Genomic DNA, 16,331 nt, shown 5'->3' on the forward strand with positions numbered 1-16,331 from the left:
TCGTGTAGGCATGTTTATAAATAAAGAGGTGTATAGGTTTTCAGTAGACAAGGTTAAGTACTTGGTTGATGCCAATAATGGTCAGCTACTGTCACCGTTAAGTGAAACATCAGGTATTGAAGCGGCCAAGTATATATATAGTGGCCAAGGTGATATCAGCAATGTCGAGTTTATCGAGGACAGTCCACCTTTTGAATTAAGTCGACGGATGCACGATGCTTTACCTGCCTGGAGAGTCAATTTTGATGATTTGGGCAGTCCATCGCTTTATATTTCTGCGCGGAGTGGCGAGTTACTAGCAAAACGTCATGATTTCTGGCGCCTATTTGATTGGATGTTTCGTTTTCATGTTATGGACTATGAAGAAAGCGACATAGCAAACTCATTGCTTTTTTGGTTTACTTTCTTAGGAATTATTGCCGCGATTAGTGGGCTATTTCTTACTTATTTTAGAGTGTTCAAATCGGACAAAACAACGACAGCAATAGATAAAGCAACAACCGAGGAGCAACCTAATGCCTTTAATTAGACAGATACATAAATGGGCGTCGGTCATTATTGGTATTCAATTTTTACTGTGGCTACTTAGTGGTATTTTCTTTAATTTGATGGATCATACAAAATCAGCAGGACATACCTATAAGAGTCATACTCAGCAGAGTGTTGAAGTAGATAGGGCACGTTTAGTTGAGCCAAATGAGGTGTTGCATGAATTTAACTCAAGTATTTCGCTAGAGCCAATACAACTGTTAGAAACACCTTATTATTTGCTTACTCATCAAAAAGGATTATATGAGGATTTTGAAAATCACTACACACTAGTTAATGCTTATACGGGAATTAAATTAACAATCGATAATGGCTTTGCCAGTGAATTGGCTCAGCAATCCTATAATGGCCCCGGCGTAGTAAGCTCGGCTAAGCTATTACAATATCCATTAGACGATTTTCCGAAGCAAAAAAATGCGACGTGGCAAGTCAACTTTGATGATGATATCAATACCAGTGTATATGTTGAGGCAGGCTCTGGCAGAATTGTTGGTCATAGTGATGAACTCAAACGCTTCGCCGATATCTTTTTCATGTTGCATTTTATGGATTATGGCAATGAAGGCAGTTTTAATAATATCCAAATTATCCTGTTTGCATTCGTTACCTTATGGCTCTCACTAACAGGCTTAATTTGGACTGTTGATTTAGGGCTTCGTGGACAGTATAAAATTAAATATTTTTCTAAACAGCAAGGTGTAAAACTATTTGATAAAAACCAGAAAGGTATAGGGACCGTTACTTTATCAAATCATACCAATTTACTCGATGGCCTTATCGAACATGATATTGCTTTACCATCTACCTGTGGTGGCGGTGGTACTTGTGGTCGCTGTAAAGTAATGATAAATCCAATTGTTAAATCTACATCAGCCGATCATTTGCATTTTACTGATAAAGAATTACAGCAGGGTTATCGATTAGCTTGTCAACATTTTAGTAATGATGTTGAAAACATGACATTAATTGATGTTACTGATGCGAAAAAACATTCATTGGTTTTATCGTCTAGTCGCTTTGTTAGTCCTTTTATTAAAGAGTTACGATTTAAGCTCGAAACAGAACAGGCACTAGCATACAAAGCCGGTGCATTTATGCGTTTTTTCATTCCCACAGCAAAGGGGGTCTCAATTCCTTTAAATTTGCCTGAACATTTGAAGCCTCATTGGCACCATATAGAGCATCTAGAATATGAGCATCTTGCGTGTACACGAAGTTATTCGCTGGCTGAGTCATCTATCAATACCGAGGAACTTGTTTTTACCATAAAAATTCAAACAGCTCCAGATCATAAGAGCTTACCTGGAGCAGGCTCTAGTTACCTTTGTAACCTCAGTGTAGGTAAAACCATTGAAGCTTTAGGTCCATTTGAAGAGTTTTTTGTAAAAGAAAACAACAATAAAACTATGGTGATGTTAGGCGCTGGTTCAGGTATGGCTCCTTTAAAATCAATCATTGAAGAGCAATTAGCGCTTGATGCGCAAAGCAGTCATGATCTAAATGAAAAAGTACGTAATATTCACTTTTTCTATGGAGCGCGTTCTGAATGTGATTTGCTCTACTCAGAACAGTTCTATCAGTTAGCTGAAGAAAATGACTATTTCCACTACTACCCTGTACTATCTAAGCCTAATGAAGAGTGGTTAGGTTCGCAAGGATATGCACAAGAAATATTAGCGCTAAATATAGATATTTTGGATGATATTGACAATATTGAATTTTATTTATGTGGCCCTCAGAGCATGATGACGGAAACAATGAAGTTATTAAAAGCGCATGGTGTGAAAGAAAGCGCAATTGCTTTTGATGCATTTTCATAAACTAATTGAATAATAAACAGTAGGATAAAACCATGAAAAATTTAGTAAAAATGTTATTAGTATTAATACCAACCATCACTTTATCAATAACCGCAACCGCACACGATCCCAAATTGCATGTAAAAAAAGCAAAAAAAGCAGATTGTAGCAAAATGGATCACAGCAAAATGGATATGAAAGATCCGGTTGCTGTCGCCATGATGAAAAAATGTATGAAGCAGGCTGAGGCGTCCAAAGATAAAATGGATCACAGCAAAATGAAAGAGCAAGATGGTAAAAACGGACATAACCATTAAATAAGCGAAATAGTCACCTAGCGTCAGCGTTAGGTGACTTTTTACTGAAAAATACACAGTGAGTGATTTGAAGAATAAAACTATGAATCAACTAGTTACAAGATGCACCAAGCCAAACTGATGTTATACATATATGACACTTGTTAGTTTATATTTATCAGCCGGATGATATAGAGTCGCAAAACTAATAGGCTGTTCATTAGATAGTGTCATTCTTGAAACTTTTAAACAGGGGATGTTTTCTTGTAAGTGTAAATTATGTTTTAAAATTTTAGTAGGCATAACCGCCTCAACAGAAATCTCAGCTTCAGTTAAAGGAGCAACAGAAGATAAATATTCATGAGCGGTAATTTTGTTAAAATTTTGTTCTAGAAATTCAGGCACTTTTTCTGCATTAACGTACCTTTCTTCTAATTGAATGGGCGTTTCATTTTCAAAATGAATAATAATAACTTTAAAAATTTTTTTATTTTGTGATGTTAATCCAAGTTTTAAAGCTAATTTATCGTTAGGTATTAACGTTAATTTGCTTAGTACCGTCATGCGATGTATATGCCCTCTAGATTTTATTTCATTTGAAATACTTTTTATTTCTAATAAAGAGCTTTGAGCTATAGGGGCTTCTACAAAGGTACCAACGCTTGGAACCCTTTTTAATAATCCTTTTAACACCAGTTCATCAATAGATTTTCTTGCCGTCATGCGGCTAGCTGAAAACTGAGTGGCTAAATCAGTTTCAGAAGGTATTTTAAACCCTTCTGGCCACATCATTAACTCTATCTTATCTTTAATAAAGTCAGCAATAAGTCTGTATTTAGGTTGAACCATATTTTTTCTTCTATATTTCTTGTAAATATCAAATTACTACTACGATTGTGTAATTAATCAGCATTGTAGTTACTTTTGATTAACCCTGCATTAACATTGTATTAACTGGCGGTATATACCGCTATGGGTTGTTATTATTTAACATAACATATTCTACAGAGTTTTTATCAAGTCTTATCTCGATTTAAACAATTATTAGGATGAAATAATTGTTGTATATACCGGTTTTATACGTTATAAAATACAGCTAATAATAAAAAAACTAAATTATAACTCACTATAAAATAATGAAGGAATGATAATGAAACACTCTCATATTACTAATGCATTACTGATAGCAGGAGTAGCTTTTATCCCTACGCTTGCCAGTGCAGAAGAAGCCGTAGACGAAAATGTTGAACGCATAGAAATAACCGGCTCAAAAATTAAAAGGGCAGATATGGAGTCAGCTAGCCCTGTTTCTGTTATTACCGCAGCTGACATAAGCATGTCTGGTATTTCAAATGTTGAAAATCTTCTTCAAGAAATGTCATTTTCAGCAGGTGTAGCAGGTAACGCAACTAATGCCTATTGGACTAGTGGTGGTTATGGTACAGCACAAGTAAACCTTCGTGGCATGGGGATTAAACGTACTTTGGTCTTATTTAATGGCCGTCGTGTGGTTGGTGGTGGAACTGGTGCCAACAGCTCTGTTGATTTAAATATGGTTCCTACTTCAATGATCGAGCGTATTGAAGTACTTAAAGATGGCGCCTCTGCGATCTATGGTGCCGATGCTGTTGCGGGTGTGGTAAATATAATCACTAAAAAAGAATTTGACGGTGCTGAGCTAAATGTAAAAGCAGGTATCACCGATGAAAATGATGGTGAAAATCAGGATATTAACCTTACCTTAGGTGGGAATTTTGATCGAGGCAATGCGGTACTAAGTTTAAATTACACTAATACAGAAGCTGTTCGTCAATCAGATCGAATCGATTGTCCTAAGTTTGGCACAGAAGCGGGTACATTTGAATGTTTCGGTAGTTCCACAACTGAAGGTGGTAGAGCACTGTTAGCTGATGGTAGCCAAGTACAATTTAGTCAAGATGAAAATAATCCGACGGCTTATGGCCCATATAATAGTGCAGAACATGGTTTTGACTATATCCCCTACTTAAATGCCGTTAGCCCAATGGAACGTATTAATGTTTCAAGTTTTGTTAACTATGAAGTTAATGATTCAGTGCGCTTATTTACAGAAGCCATGTATACAAAACGTAAAGGTGAGCAAATAGTAACACCTCGTAATGGTTTTGCTGGTATAACGGTGTCTTCCGATTTTGATTATAATCCAACAGGACAAGATTTAGAGTTTCAACGCCGAAGAAATACTGAATTAGGTGCACCTTTCTTTTTTCAAGAAACGGATACCATTAGGATTGTTATTGGTTTAGAAGGAGAGTTTGATAATGGGTGGGGTTGGGATGCCGCTTATAATTATGGCCGTAATACGGGCACAGATGGATGGACTTTTGATATTGATCCCTCAAAGGCTGCGCAAACATTAGATGAAAGTATATGTACTTATGATAATAGCAATGGCATTCCTTGTGGTAATTGGTTTGGTGTCAATCAACTTGATCAAAATGTTATCGATTATGTAAAATATCGCCGCGAAGGTACTGGTGGTAATGAAATGCGTACATGGACCGCGAATTTATATGGTGACTTATTTGAATTACCAGCCGGAATTGTTGGTTTTGCTGCGGGTGTAGAGTCACGCACAGAAAAAGGCTGGCGAGATCCAGATTCAACGGTACTGGCTAACGGTGATGAAGATCCAATCAATGGTAGTTACGATGTAACAGAGGCTTTTGTTGAACTATCTGTTCCATTATTAGCTGATATGCCTTTTGTTCAAAGTTTAACTGCAGAAATGGCAATGCGTTATTCTGATTACAGTACTGTTGGCGCTGAGTCTACTTATAAATTAGGTGTGACATGGAGAGTTAATGATGCTTTGATGATACGAGGTGTTCAATCAACAGCATTTCGTGCGCCTGTTATTACCGAGTTATTTGGCGGTACCAACGGTGAAAACCTACGGACAATCGATCCATGTGAGAATGCCTCAGATGCAATCGCAACAAACTGTTTAGCTGACGGTGTGCCTGCCAATTTTGTACAAGATGGCACAACCGTGTTAACCAGTGTTGGCGGTAATCCCGAGTTAGGTGCTGAGTTTGCTGATACTACTACTGTAGGTATTGTGTGGGAGCCAAAATTTGTTGATGGTCTATCCACAACGTTAGATTATTTTAATATTGAAATAGAAGACTCAATTACCTCGGTAAATGGCTCAGATATGCTGAAATTATGTTATGAAGATCCACAAGGAAATTCACAATTTTGTGATACTTTTTCTCGTCATCCTGTGACAAAACAAGTTATCGAGCTTAATCAAAGACCGGTAAATGCAGCCTTTGAAAAAGTTAGTGGTGTAGATTTTAATATTATTTACAAAACCAAGTTATTTGGACTTGATTCAAAAACTAGCTTAGATGTTACACGTCTATTAACCCATGAAAGTACCCCTTTTGCTGGTCAACCTACAATTGATAAAGTAGGCTTTATCACAGAAGATCAAGGTAGTTACACCCAATGGCGTAGTAATTTTAGCTTCTCGTTGATATCTGATGATTGGATAGCTACCTATTCAATGCGTTATATTGGTGGTGCAGATGATGTAAACGGTGGTGATTTTGATCCTTTAGGAAAATCAGTTGAATCAATTACTTATTCAGATTTATCAGCTTCTTACATGCTAAATGATTCACTAACAGTCTCAATGGGGATTGATAATTTATTTGATAAAAAGGCGCCTTATTTAACATCTTGGAATGATGCTAATACCGATGTCATGACTTATGATTTATTAGGCCGCAGAGGTTTTGCTAAAATGTCTTACCGTTTTTAATAGTTGTTGTTAGGGGCTGTTGATCTTTCATTTTAGTCTCTGCTATTAGCCATAGGCCCTTGGCTTGCCTTGAAAAGTGGCAATTTTTGTTGGCTACAGGACGTAGGTACTTAGTGTAAGCCGTGCTTAATATGCAATTGGAACAACCAAAGATTATATGAAGCACCTCGATTGCCAACTTTTCAAGTGCAGCAGAGCTCTAAAGCGAAAGAGCAACAACCGCTAGTATAAAGCTTGTCACACTTCCTGGGTGACAAGCTTTTTTTATTTGAATCAATAAGATTTATTGGGTACAGTTTAAAGTTTTTATGGGTTATAAAATATTGATGTTTATTAGATCATACGGTTTGATTTTTACCTTGTTATTGTCGCAGTCATGCTTTTCTATGACTCGAACATTAATTTTTCAAGCGAAAGACATAGATAGTTCTATTTTTCTGTCTTCTCCAGATAATGGATTAAACTTTGAAGGGATTATTCCTAGTTTTTTAAATAAGGTAACTAAAGAATCAAATATAGAAATTGTTTATCTCCACGTGCCTTCAGGAAGAGTAGAAGAGTATTTAGCACAGCATAAACTAGATGGTTCATTAATGAATAAAGAATGGTTGGTCAACCCAAGTAATTTTTTATTCACCAAGCCTTTTTTAAAATTTGGCTATTATTTTTTTAGTACAAAAGTATTAGATAACAAAATAAATTTTGAAAGCTATTTAATTGGCAAACGTATTTGTACTCATCGTTCCTATACTTATTCAGAATATCCTTTATTACCAAAATTGTTTGAGGAAGAAAAATCTATTCGCATTGATAGTAGTAGTGATGAGTCAATGTTAAAAATGCTGTTAAAAGGTCGATGTGATGTTACCTTAATAAATGAGCATACAGCTGATTGGCTAATCGATAATATATTTAAAAATGATTTATTGTATCGTTCATCTAAACCCATATTTAACATCGAAGTGACTATGGCATTTGCCAGTAATTGGCAATCATTCGTGAACGATCTTAATGCATACATAGATGAAATAGAAGGAACTGATCAGATGGAAGAAATGATTAATACAGCAAAAAAAATTAAATATTAATTAAGGCCTACTGATGTTTTACGGTTAAATTTTGTTCGAGATAAAAGTGTTTTAATCACCGCGAATGTTGTGAAGCCTCGTCATTTTAAGCAACAACCCCACCGCTACTGAATCTTGCTCTCGCTCAGTCCGCACCTTGCACAACTTAAAGGCAATTTCATCAGGCATTGAAAAATAGTGATAGCGCACGGCGGTTATTAGCCAGCAGTTCTTTAGCTGGTTTTGTATGCAGAAATAAAAACTCTTGTCTTTAATGCAATAGTTACTTCAATAACAGTGACCGCAAAGCCAGTTAGCAATTTGCCAGCCGAAATTAAGCTAACAGTGAAAGAGCTCATCATGAATAACCACAACAAGGTAATTTGATTTATATCAAAATCTTTCGTTATTAAATCCATCATAAGCACCTCTATAGCGGTATAAAATGATTTACATCACAATCCCCCCTAGAATAAGTCATTATAAATACCGTTGTAGCAGTATAATTTGATTTATATCAAATTATACTATTAGCATAGCCGTTATACTTTAACCAGTAGATGGGATAACTATGGGACTTTATAGCTGTAATGCGTACAAGAATCGTTTTGTTATTAAATATGATTATATACTTGTTTGTAAATGGACCGGTGTTCGCGAAACCGATGCATTTATGCCAAGCAATGGCCGTGCATAACATAACCTCTACTTCTGCATTATCTACAGATATTCCCCATATTCATCAGCACAAAAAAGTGAATAATCAAGTTGTTGATAGTATAAAAACAGACTCTTCAATGAACAACTGTCAATGTGTTGATTGTGACTGCAGTGCTAATTTAGTATCTCAAGTTAACTTAACGATGGTATCAGAGCATGAATTAGCCAGTTATTTCTCCGTTATTCAACAGATCACTCACAAATCAACCAAGGCTTATCTATCACAGCCTTTGTCAAATTTATATCGCCCGCCAATATTGTCATAGCACCTAATAGAACTGTTTTAAAATATTTATAAAAAGTTGAATTTTCAACTATGTCTTTGTTAGTATCTTAATTGGTGTCGTCGTGATTTTTGACGGCAAGCATTTATTCGCCGAGAATTTTTAGCTGGGGCGTTTATATCGACAAAGCTTCGTTATCTTTAGAAATGAACGTACACGTAGATAGGAGCTTACAGAATGCTTAAAAGGATAGGGACTCTAAAAAGAATAGCGTTAATAGTCTTTTTTGTCTGGACAATTATAGCAGCTGCTTTGGCCTCGGATTTATTTTTTTCTTCTAAAGAGAATGTCAAAAAAAGAGCCACAGAAGAGGCTAGTGCAGTTATTACATATTTCTTAACAATATCAGATTGGTTAGTAAAGAATAGCCCGGTGCTGGAAAGAAATATTGTTAAAGATATTGCAAAAATTGGTGGAGAAAAAAACCGTCAAAAACTAAATGAAAAGATGATTTTAGTTCAAATGGATGTTGGCTCCCCAGAGGTGTTTTTAATTTTAGTAAAAAAAGACTTAAATTTTCAAACTGACAATTATAAGCTTGAAAATTGGCAAAATATTTTCATTAAACAATTGATGACAAGTGGTGAAGCGGGGTTATTTATTGATGAAGTAGGTAAAGAGGAGTTTGTTAGAGCGCTCGAACCTATAGTCATGAATAATGAATGCGCTATTTGCAAATTATTTAATATCAAAAATATTGAGCAATACATTGGCGGAATATTTGTATCAGTTGCCATATCGACAGAATTGTCTCAGTCATATTCACATATATGGAATATGGTAGGAAGTATTTTCGTTATTTGGCTATTAGGTTTAGCGGCAATTATTTATGGCTACAAAAAAGCTAGTAGTGCCTTAGCTAGACGGTTAAGAAACTATGAAGAAAGTATTTATAATCTTGTCGATATCATTGAAAAACGAGATAGTTATACTGCTGGACATACGCAAAGAGTCGCCAAATATGCAAGTTTAATTGCTAATCATTTAAAGGTATCTCAATTCAATAAAGATTTACTCTATCGGGCCTCGATGTTGCATGATATTGGGAAAATATCGACTCCAGATTCGATATTACTTAAGCCAGGAAAGCTCAACGAATTAGAGTACAAGATCATAAAAAATCATGTGACGACAAGTTATGAAATACTCTCTAAAGTCTCTATTTACAAGGATATTGCGGAGATAGTTCGTCATCATCATGAATACTATGATGGCTCAGGCTACCCTCAAGCTCTAAAAGGGGATCAAATACCTTTTTTGTCTCAAATTCTAACTGTCGCTGATGGTTTTGATGCTATGACGACAGACCGGATATATAAGGCAAGAAAAACAGTCTCAGAAACCATAGCAGAAATATCGCAATTAAGTGGTCATCAGTTTAATCCTGTGATTGTAAAGTCTGCAATTGTCGTATTATCAAAAGTAAATATAGACGATAAGGTAGCTCAATTACCTGAATCTGATTTACAGCACGAGCGTTTTTCTTATTTTTATAAAGACAACCTGACACATGCTTATAATAAAAAATATTTAGAACTTTTATTAACAAAACAACCGCATGAGTTAGCTAAATATAAATATGCGCTGTTAATTAAAGTACATAATTTTACACAATATAATGCCCAAAATAGCTGGGAAAAAGGTGATGAAAAATTACAAGAAATAGTAAGTACACTACAGGCAATAGGAAAAAATCAGCTTGTTTTTAGATTGTTTGGCGATGACTTTATTTTATTGCTTAACAATAGAATTAATTCATCTCAAAAAGATAATATTTTACGCAATGAAGTACAAGGCACATGCTTATTGTATTCAACTTGCTATGTAAATTTGAAAAACAGAAAGCCAATAAGCATTAAAGAGTTAGAGAGTCTTGTAGGAACCAAGGCGTAATTTAATTTTATATATTTCAATAGGATAATGAATATGCAAATGATAAATCGTATATTGATAATGTCAATATTATTATTGTTCTCCCTGCAACTATCAGCTAAACCGCTAAATAAAAATAATGCTGATAGCGTTGAGATACTGACTGAGCAAAGTGCCATAGCGCTAGCATTGGAAGGTAACCCTAACTTAGCGCAAATGCAGGCACGGTATGAGGCTTTGAAAAACATACCCTCACAGGTGGGAACATTAGCCGATCCAATATTAAGTTTAGGGGCGGTCAGTTTTCCAACCGATAGCTTTGAACGTAACCAAGAGGGAATGACGCAATTACAAATTGGTTTTTCACAAGCATTACCTTTTCCAGGCAAGTTAAGTTTAAAAGCAGAGGCTGCTGAGTTTGAAGCAAAAGCTGCTTATTTTGATGTGGCAGAAATGCGATTGTTGTTAGCAAAAAATATTAGTCATAAATGGTGGCAAATGTTTTATTTAGACAGAGCAATCGTAACCGTCGATAAAAACCAAGCTCTACTGAGGCAATTTATTGAGGTAGCAGAAACCAAATACACTACCGGCAAGGGATTACAACAAGATGTATTATTAGCGCAACTAGAGCTATCAAAATTAATTGATAAGAAAATTCAAATTAATGCCTTAAGAGATGAACAATTAATTCGGCTGAATATTTTAATGAATATTGCGCCACGAAGTCTTATAACTTTACCTGAAGAGATTAATTTACTGAGCAGAAAAGTGCTGCCAGAGCAACAGCTATATCAGTTGGCTAACAAGTTTCGTCCGGTGTTAAAAAAACATAAACAGTTAGTGTTAGCAGCTAAATCGAAACTTGACTTGGCTGAGCGAGAATACTTTCCCGATTTTATCGTTGGAGTAACTTATGGTGATAGAACAGGACAAAATTCGCCTTTAATGGCAGGTGAGCGAGCCGATCTTTTTTCAATCAAGTTAGGCATTAAATTGCCATTATATGCCGGTACAAAACAGTCATACAAAGTTAAACAGCGAATAGGTGAACAATTTAAATCGAAATATGCCTATCGCGATGAAATGAATCAAGTAAGAGCAGATATTGCTAGCAGCTTAACTAAATATAGTCGTTCAACAGAGCAATTATCTTTATTTACCACCGGGATATTACCGCAGGCTAGGCAAACCGTACAGTCAATGTTGGCTGGTTATCAAGTTAGCGAAGTTGATTTTTTAAATTTAGTTCGTAGCCAAGTGACGTTATTTAATTATGAATTACAGTATTGGCAAGCAGTTTCACAAAGCAATCAAGCATTAGCAAGTTTACAAGCTTCTATCGGCAAGGAATCTATTTATGAATAAATCTACATTAGCCACCGCAATTATTATGCTAAGTGTTGGCGTTGGCGTCGGATATATACTTTTTGACTATGAAAATAACAACACGTTAACTACTGTAAATGCACCACAACAGCAAGGTGCTGCAGCAGGTAAAGAAACGCCTTTATTCTATCGTAACGCAATGAATCCGACAGTGACTTCGCCGGTCCCAGCTAAAGATTCAATGGGAATGGATTACGTCCCTGTTTATGCCGAAGAAAAAGATAGTAATGCCGTAATGGGCACGGTGAAAATTGATCCGACTGTGGTACAAAATATCGGGGTGAGAACTTCTTTTGCAAAACAAGAGTCAATGAGCCGAACAATACGTGCTTCTGGACGAGTTGACTTTGACGAGCAGAAAATGGCGCGTTTACACCCTAAAACTGAAGGCTGGATTGAAACAGTAACAGTTGATAAAACTGGTGAAACAGTGCAAAAAAATGATGTGCTAGTTAGTATTTATTCGCCTAAATTAGTGTCAACACAACAAGAGTATTTACTTGCCTTAAATAGTCTTAAGGCACTTGAAGCAAGCCCATTTGAAGATGTTAGAAACGGCGCGAAAACAATGGTTGATAGTGCCAGAGAGCGGCTAGTGTTGCTTGATGTGCCAGAACATCAAATTAAAGAATTAGAAAAAACTCGGAAAATAAAAAAACAATTACATATCCACACTCCTGTTGCGGGCACCGTTACGCGCATAGGCTCAAGACAAGGGCAATATGTTACCCCTAAAACTGAATTGTATATGATTGCTGATTTGAGCCAAGTCTGGGTTTATGCCGATATTTATGAGTATGAATTACCTTGGATAAAAGTAGGTGATGAAGTCGAAATGACATTAGCCAGTGTTCCGGGTAAAAAATTCAAAGGACGTTTAGGTTATATTTATCCTTATGCTCAGTCAAAAACACGTAGTACCAAAGTCAGGGTTATTTTTGATAATCCAGATAAATTGCTGCGACCAGATATGTTTGCAGAAGTAAATATTTATTCTGATGTTAAGGAGGATGCCATTGTCATTCCTGCCCAAGCCGTTATTCGTTCTGGAGAACGCTCACAAGTTTTTGTTGTTAAAGAGCCCGGAAAATTTGAGCCGAGAATTGTTACCTTGGGAGTTGAGTCAAGCGGTAAAGTTGCGGTGATTTCTGGCTTAAGCGCCGGAGAAGAGGTGGTTACGTCTGCACAATTTATGGTGGATTCAGAGTCATCTCTACGTGAAGCAACAGAAAAAATGTTGATGCAAACACAGAAAAAAAATGCAGAAAAAAATAAGATGCCAGCGATGGATATGCCAAACGTTGATGAATTAAAGGCTAAGGAGCAATAATTATGATTGAAGCCATCATCTCAGCTTCGCTCAAAGATCGGTTTATGGTGATACTTGCAGCCATCATTATTACTCTAGTGGGACTTTTTGCTTATAAAAACACTCCTTTGGATGCCATCCCCGATCTTTCTGATGTGCAAGTTATTGTCTTTACAGAATTTCCTGGGCAGTCACCGCAAGTGGTTGAAGATCAAGTGACCTACCCATTAACGACTTCTATGCTAGCGGTGCCCAACACGAAAGTGGTACGGGGTTATTCCTTTTTCGGTATGTCTTTTGTCTACATCATTTTTGAAGATAATACCGACATGTATTGGGCACGCTCACGAGTACTTGAATCGTTAAATTATGTTAGCGGCAGGTTGCCTCAAGGTATAACACCGACACTCGGTCCCGACGCTACCGGTGTTGGCTGGGTTTATGAATATGCTTTAGTTGATAAAACAGGCCAGCACGATTTAGCACAATTGCGCTCACTGCAAGATTGGTATTTGCGTTATCCCTTGCAAACCGTTAATGGTGTTGCTGAGGTCGCCTCAATGGGCGGTTTTGTTAAACAGTACCAAGTTGATGTCGATCCGAGTGCTCTTGCACGTTATAACATTCCACTTAACAAAGTGAAAATGGCAATAAAGATGTCCAATAAAGATGTTGGTGGTCGTTTAATTGAACTGGCTGAAACCGAATATATGGTACGCAGTAAAGGCTATATAAAATCAGTTGAAGATTTAAATGTTATTCCCGTCGCGGTAACCGCAGATGGGATCCCCATTCGTCTGAAAGATATTGCCCATGTGCATATAGGGCCTGAATTGCGTCGTGGTGTTGTTGACCTTAATGGCGAAGGTGAAGTTGCGGGTGGGGTTGTTATTATGCGCTTTGGCGAGAATGCGTTAGCAACCATTCAAGGCGTACGAGCAAAATTGGAGGAACTTAAGGCCGGTTTGCCTGAAGGGGTGGAAATTGTAAGTGTTTATGATCGCGGCGATCTTATTGAACGCGCAGTAGACAGCTTAAACACCTCACTGATGCAAGAACTCGCTATTGTTAGTTTAGTGGTTATCATGTTCTTGTTGCATGCGCGCTCAGCATTTGTTGCCATTATTACCTTGCCGTTAGGTATTTTGATGGCGTTTATTGTTATGCGTTTACAAGGTTTAAATGCCAATATTATGTCGCTTGGTGGTATTGCTATCACGATTGGTACTATGGTCGATGGCGCCATTGTTATGGTAGAAAATGCCCATACGTGCTTAGCAAAAGCGCGTGAAGAAAAAGGCCGAGAACTCAGCAATGATGAACGTTGGAAGGTTATTGGTGATAGTAGTAGGGAAGTCGGGCCAGCACTGTTTTTTTCATTATTAGTGATCACCGTTTCATTCTTACCTATTTTTACCATGCAAGCACAGGAAGGTCGATTATTTAGCCCTCTAGCATTTACCGCAACCTATGCCATGGCGGCCTCTGCAATATTAGCCGTTACATTAGTGCCCGTTATGATGGGTTACTTCTTGCGCGGAAAAATCATGCCTGAGCATAAAAACCCAGTAAACCGTGTCTTACATAAGTTACATACTCCAGCACTGACATTTTTGATGAAATTTCGTGGTATGACACTGGTGTTAGCAGTCGCCTTGCTGGCCGTTACTTATTATCCTTATTCAAAATTAGGTAGTGAGTTTATGCCGCCATTAGATGAGGGTGATATTCTTTATATGCCCACCTTATTTCCTGGAATTTCGATCACCAAAGCAAAAGAATTTTTGCAGCAAAGTGATAAAATTTTGAAAACTTTCCCTGAAGTTCATCACGTCTTTGGTAAAGTAGGTCGAGCACAATCTGCCACCGATGCCGCACCTTTATCTATGATAGAAACAACCATTCGCTTAAAACCGAAGGAAGAGTGGCCAGATCCAGATAAAACCACCACGCAAGTGATGGCTGAAATGGACAAAGCGATAAATTTTCCTGGCGTAGCCAATGCTTGGACTATGCCAATTAAAACTCGCATAGATATGTTATCGACAGGGATAAAAACCCCGATAGGCATTAAAGTCTCTGGTCCCGATTTAACTGTGTTGCAAAAGGTATCTAAAGATATCGAACAAGCCATGAAAGGATTACCAGAAACGACGTCCGCTTTTGGTGATCGCACTGTAGGTGGTTACTATCTTGACTTTGATGTTGATCGGGTCGAAGCGGCTCGTTATGGCCTAACAGTGGGGGCAGTGCAAGATGTTATTCAAAGTGCTATTGGTGGCATGAATATCACTGAAACAGTTGAGGGCTTAGAGCGCTATCCAGTGAACTTACGTTACCCGAGAGAACTTCGTGATGATTTAGAAAATCTGAAGCGGGTGTTAATTTCAACACCAACCGGCACACAAATACCTATTGCTATGGTGGCAGATCTTGTTTACCGACGTGGAGCACCGGTGATAAAAAGTGAGGATGCACGTCCCAACGCGTGGATTTATGTTGATATTGCCAGTTCAGATATTGGCGGCTTTGTTCGTGACGCTAAAAAGGTCTTAGCGGAACAAGTTAACATTCCTGCAGGCTATACCGTGACTTGGTCTGGACAATTTGAGTATATGGAGCGAGCAGCAGAACGATTAAGTATTGTGGCACCAGCGACATTGTTTATCATATTCCTCTTGCTTTACCTTAACTTTCGTAATGTGATCGAACCTGTTGTTGTTATGATGTCTATGCCTTTTGCTTTGGTTGGTGGCATTTGGTTGGTTTATCTCAACAACTACAATATGTCAGTAGGGGTTGCGGTTGGCTTTATTGCGCTCGCCGGTATGGCTGCTGAAATAGGTGTCTTAGTATTAAGTTTTATTGATCGTGAAATGGTGATACGCCGAGCGGAAAGTAAGCAAGCTCTTTCGGTAAATGAAATTAAAGATGCGGTGTTATCTGCAACGTCAAAACGCGTTCGCCCTGTTGCTATGACGGCGATCTCAACTATGGTTGGTTTAATTCCAATTATGTTGAGCAGTTCTACAGGCTCTGATGTAACCCACAGAATTGCCGCACCAATGTTAGGGGGAATGTTAACCGTTTTGATTTTGAATCTGCTTGTTTTACCAGTAATTTATAGTTATATCTTACAGTTTCAAGAAGCGGCAAAAGCAAGAAAACCTTCTTTGGCTCAAGAAATAACGTCGAGCTAGGTTACTAGTAGTAGGCCAATAAAAGTGCCTTCGCTGTA

At 37.4% G+C, this 16,331-nt stretch carries 11 protein-coding genes; 9 read left to right on the forward strand and 2 right to left on the reverse strand.

Annotated features, from left to right (window positions below; all coding sequences use genetic code 11):
* Window positions 1-515 precede the first annotated feature (515 nt).
* A complete protein-coding gene (locus FGD67_RS14965; protein ID WP_257171915.1) occupies window positions 516-2,369 on the forward strand; it encodes a 2Fe-2S iron-sulfur cluster-binding protein in 1,854 nt (617 codons plus the stop codon).
* Between the two features lie 32 nt (window positions 2,370-2,401).
* Window positions 2,402-2,665 carry a hypothetical protein gene (locus tag FGD67_RS14970; RefSeq protein WP_257171916.1) on the forward strand — a complete coding sequence of 88 codons (264 nt, stop codon included), beginning with the start codon at window positions 2,402-2,404 and terminating at the stop codon, window positions 2,663-2,665.
* A 123-nt stretch (window positions 2,666-2,788) separates the two neighbouring features.
* Here FGD67_RS14970 and FGD67_RS14975 read toward each other — a convergent pair whose 3' ends face one another.
* Window positions 2,789-3,493 (reverse strand): UTRA domain-containing protein, encoded by a 705-nt coding sequence (locus FGD67_RS14975; protein WP_257171917.1) that lies wholly within the window; start codon window positions 3,491-3,493, stop codon window positions 2,789-2,791.
* A 301-nt stretch (window positions 3,494-3,794) separates the two neighbouring features.
* Here FGD67_RS14975 and FGD67_RS14980 point away from each other — a divergent pair, with 301 nt between their 5' ends.
* On the forward strand, window positions 3,795-6,452 hold the full coding sequence (locus FGD67_RS14980; RefSeq protein WP_257171918.1) for a TonB-dependent receptor: 2,658 nt from the start codon (window positions 3,795-3,797) through the stop codon (window positions 6,450-6,452).
* Window positions 6,453-6,838: 386 nt separating this feature from the next.
* Entirely contained in the window at window positions 6,839-7,540 is a 702-nt protein-coding gene (locus tag FGD67_RS14985; protein ID WP_257171919.1) for an ABC transporter substrate-binding protein, read from the forward strand.
* Between the two features lie 212 nt (window positions 7,541-7,752).
* On the opposite strand, the gene FGD67_RS14990 is transcribed toward FGD67_RS14985, so the two are convergent.
* Window positions 7,753-7,941 carry a hypothetical protein gene (locus tag FGD67_RS14990; RefSeq protein ID WP_257171920.1) on the reverse strand — a complete coding sequence of 63 codons (189 nt, stop codon included), beginning with the start codon at window positions 7,939-7,941 and terminating at the stop codon, window positions 7,753-7,755.
* Window positions 7,942-8,208: 267 nt separating this feature from the next.
* On the opposite strand from FGD67_RS14990, the gene FGD67_RS14995 reads away from it, so the two are divergent.
* From FGD67_RS14995 to FGD67_RS15015, 5 genes are all read left to right on the forward strand, one after another.
* A complete protein-coding gene (locus FGD67_RS14995) occupies window positions 8,209-8,505 on the forward strand; it encodes a hypothetical protein (protein WP_257171921.1) in 297 nt (98 codons plus the stop codon).
* A gap of 195 nt (window positions 8,506-8,700) precedes the next feature.
* Window positions 8,701-10,416, forward strand: coding sequence for an HD domain-containing phosphohydrolase (locus FGD67_RS15000; protein WP_257171922.1), 1,716 nt, complete (start codon window positions 8,701-8,703; stop codon window positions 10,414-10,416).
* Between the two features lie 33 nt (window positions 10,417-10,449).
* Window positions 10,450-11,763, forward strand: coding sequence for a TolC family protein (locus FGD67_RS15005; protein ID WP_257171923.1), 1,314 nt, complete (start codon window positions 10,450-10,452; stop codon window positions 11,761-11,763).
* A complete protein-coding gene (locus FGD67_RS15010; protein WP_257171924.1) occupies window positions 11,756-13,114 on the forward strand; it encodes an efflux RND transporter periplasmic adaptor subunit in 1,359 nt (452 codons plus the stop codon). The genes FGD67_RS15005 and FGD67_RS15010 overlap by 8 nt, the downstream gene beginning before the upstream one ends.
* A gap of 2 nt (window positions 13,115-13,116) precedes the next feature.
* Window positions 13,117-16,293, forward strand: a complete 3,177-nt coding sequence (locus tag FGD67_RS15015; protein ID WP_257171925.1) for an efflux RND transporter permease subunit — start codon at window positions 13,117-13,119, stop codon at window positions 16,291-16,293.
* Window positions 16,294-16,331: the final 38 nt, after the last annotated feature.

It is taken from the genome of Colwellia sp. M166 (assembly GCF_024585285.1).
Lineage (GTDB): Bacteria > Pseudomonadota > Gammaproteobacteria > Enterobacterales > Alteromonadaceae > Cognaticolwellia.

Excerpts from the sequence above, each read along its gene's own strand:
- FGD67_RS15000 (WP_257171922.1), top strand. The coding sequence starts at position 8,701 with ATGCTTAAAAGGATAGGGACTCTAAAAAGAATAGCGTTAATAGTCTTT.
- FGD67_RS15005 (WP_257171923.1), top strand. The coding sequence starts at position 10,450 with ATGCAAATGATAAATCGTATATTGATAATGTCAATATTATTATTGTTC.
- FGD67_RS14970 (WP_257171916.1), top strand. The coding sequence starts at position 2,402 with ATGAAAAATTTAGTAAAAATGTTATTAGTATTAATACCAACCATCACT.
- FGD67_RS14985 (WP_257171919.1), top strand. The coding sequence starts at position 6,839 with ATGACTCGAACATTAATTTTTCAAGCGAAAGACATAGATAGTTCTATT.
- FGD67_RS15015 (WP_257171925.1), top strand. The coding sequence starts at position 13,117 with ATGATTGAAGCCATCATCTCAGCTTCGCTCAAAGATCGGTTTATGGTG.
- FGD67_RS14965 (WP_257171915.1), top strand. The coding sequence starts at position 516 with ATGCCTTTAATTAGACAGATACATAAATGGGCGTCGGTCATTATTGGT.
- FGD67_RS14975 (WP_257171917.1), bottom strand. The coding sequence starts at position 3,493 with ATGGTTCAACCTAAATACAGACTTATTGCTGACTTTATTAAAGATAAG.
- FGD67_RS14990 (WP_257171920.1), bottom strand. The coding sequence starts at position 7,941 with ATGATGGATTTAATAACGAAAGATTTTGATATAAATCAAATTACCTTG.
- FGD67_RS14980 (WP_257171918.1), top strand. The coding sequence starts at position 3,795 with ATGAAACACTCTCATATTACTAATGCATTACTGATAGCAGGAGTAGCT.
- FGD67_RS15010 (WP_257171924.1), top strand. The coding sequence starts at position 11,756 with ATGAATAAATCTACATTAGCCACCGCAATTATTATGCTAAGTGTTGGC.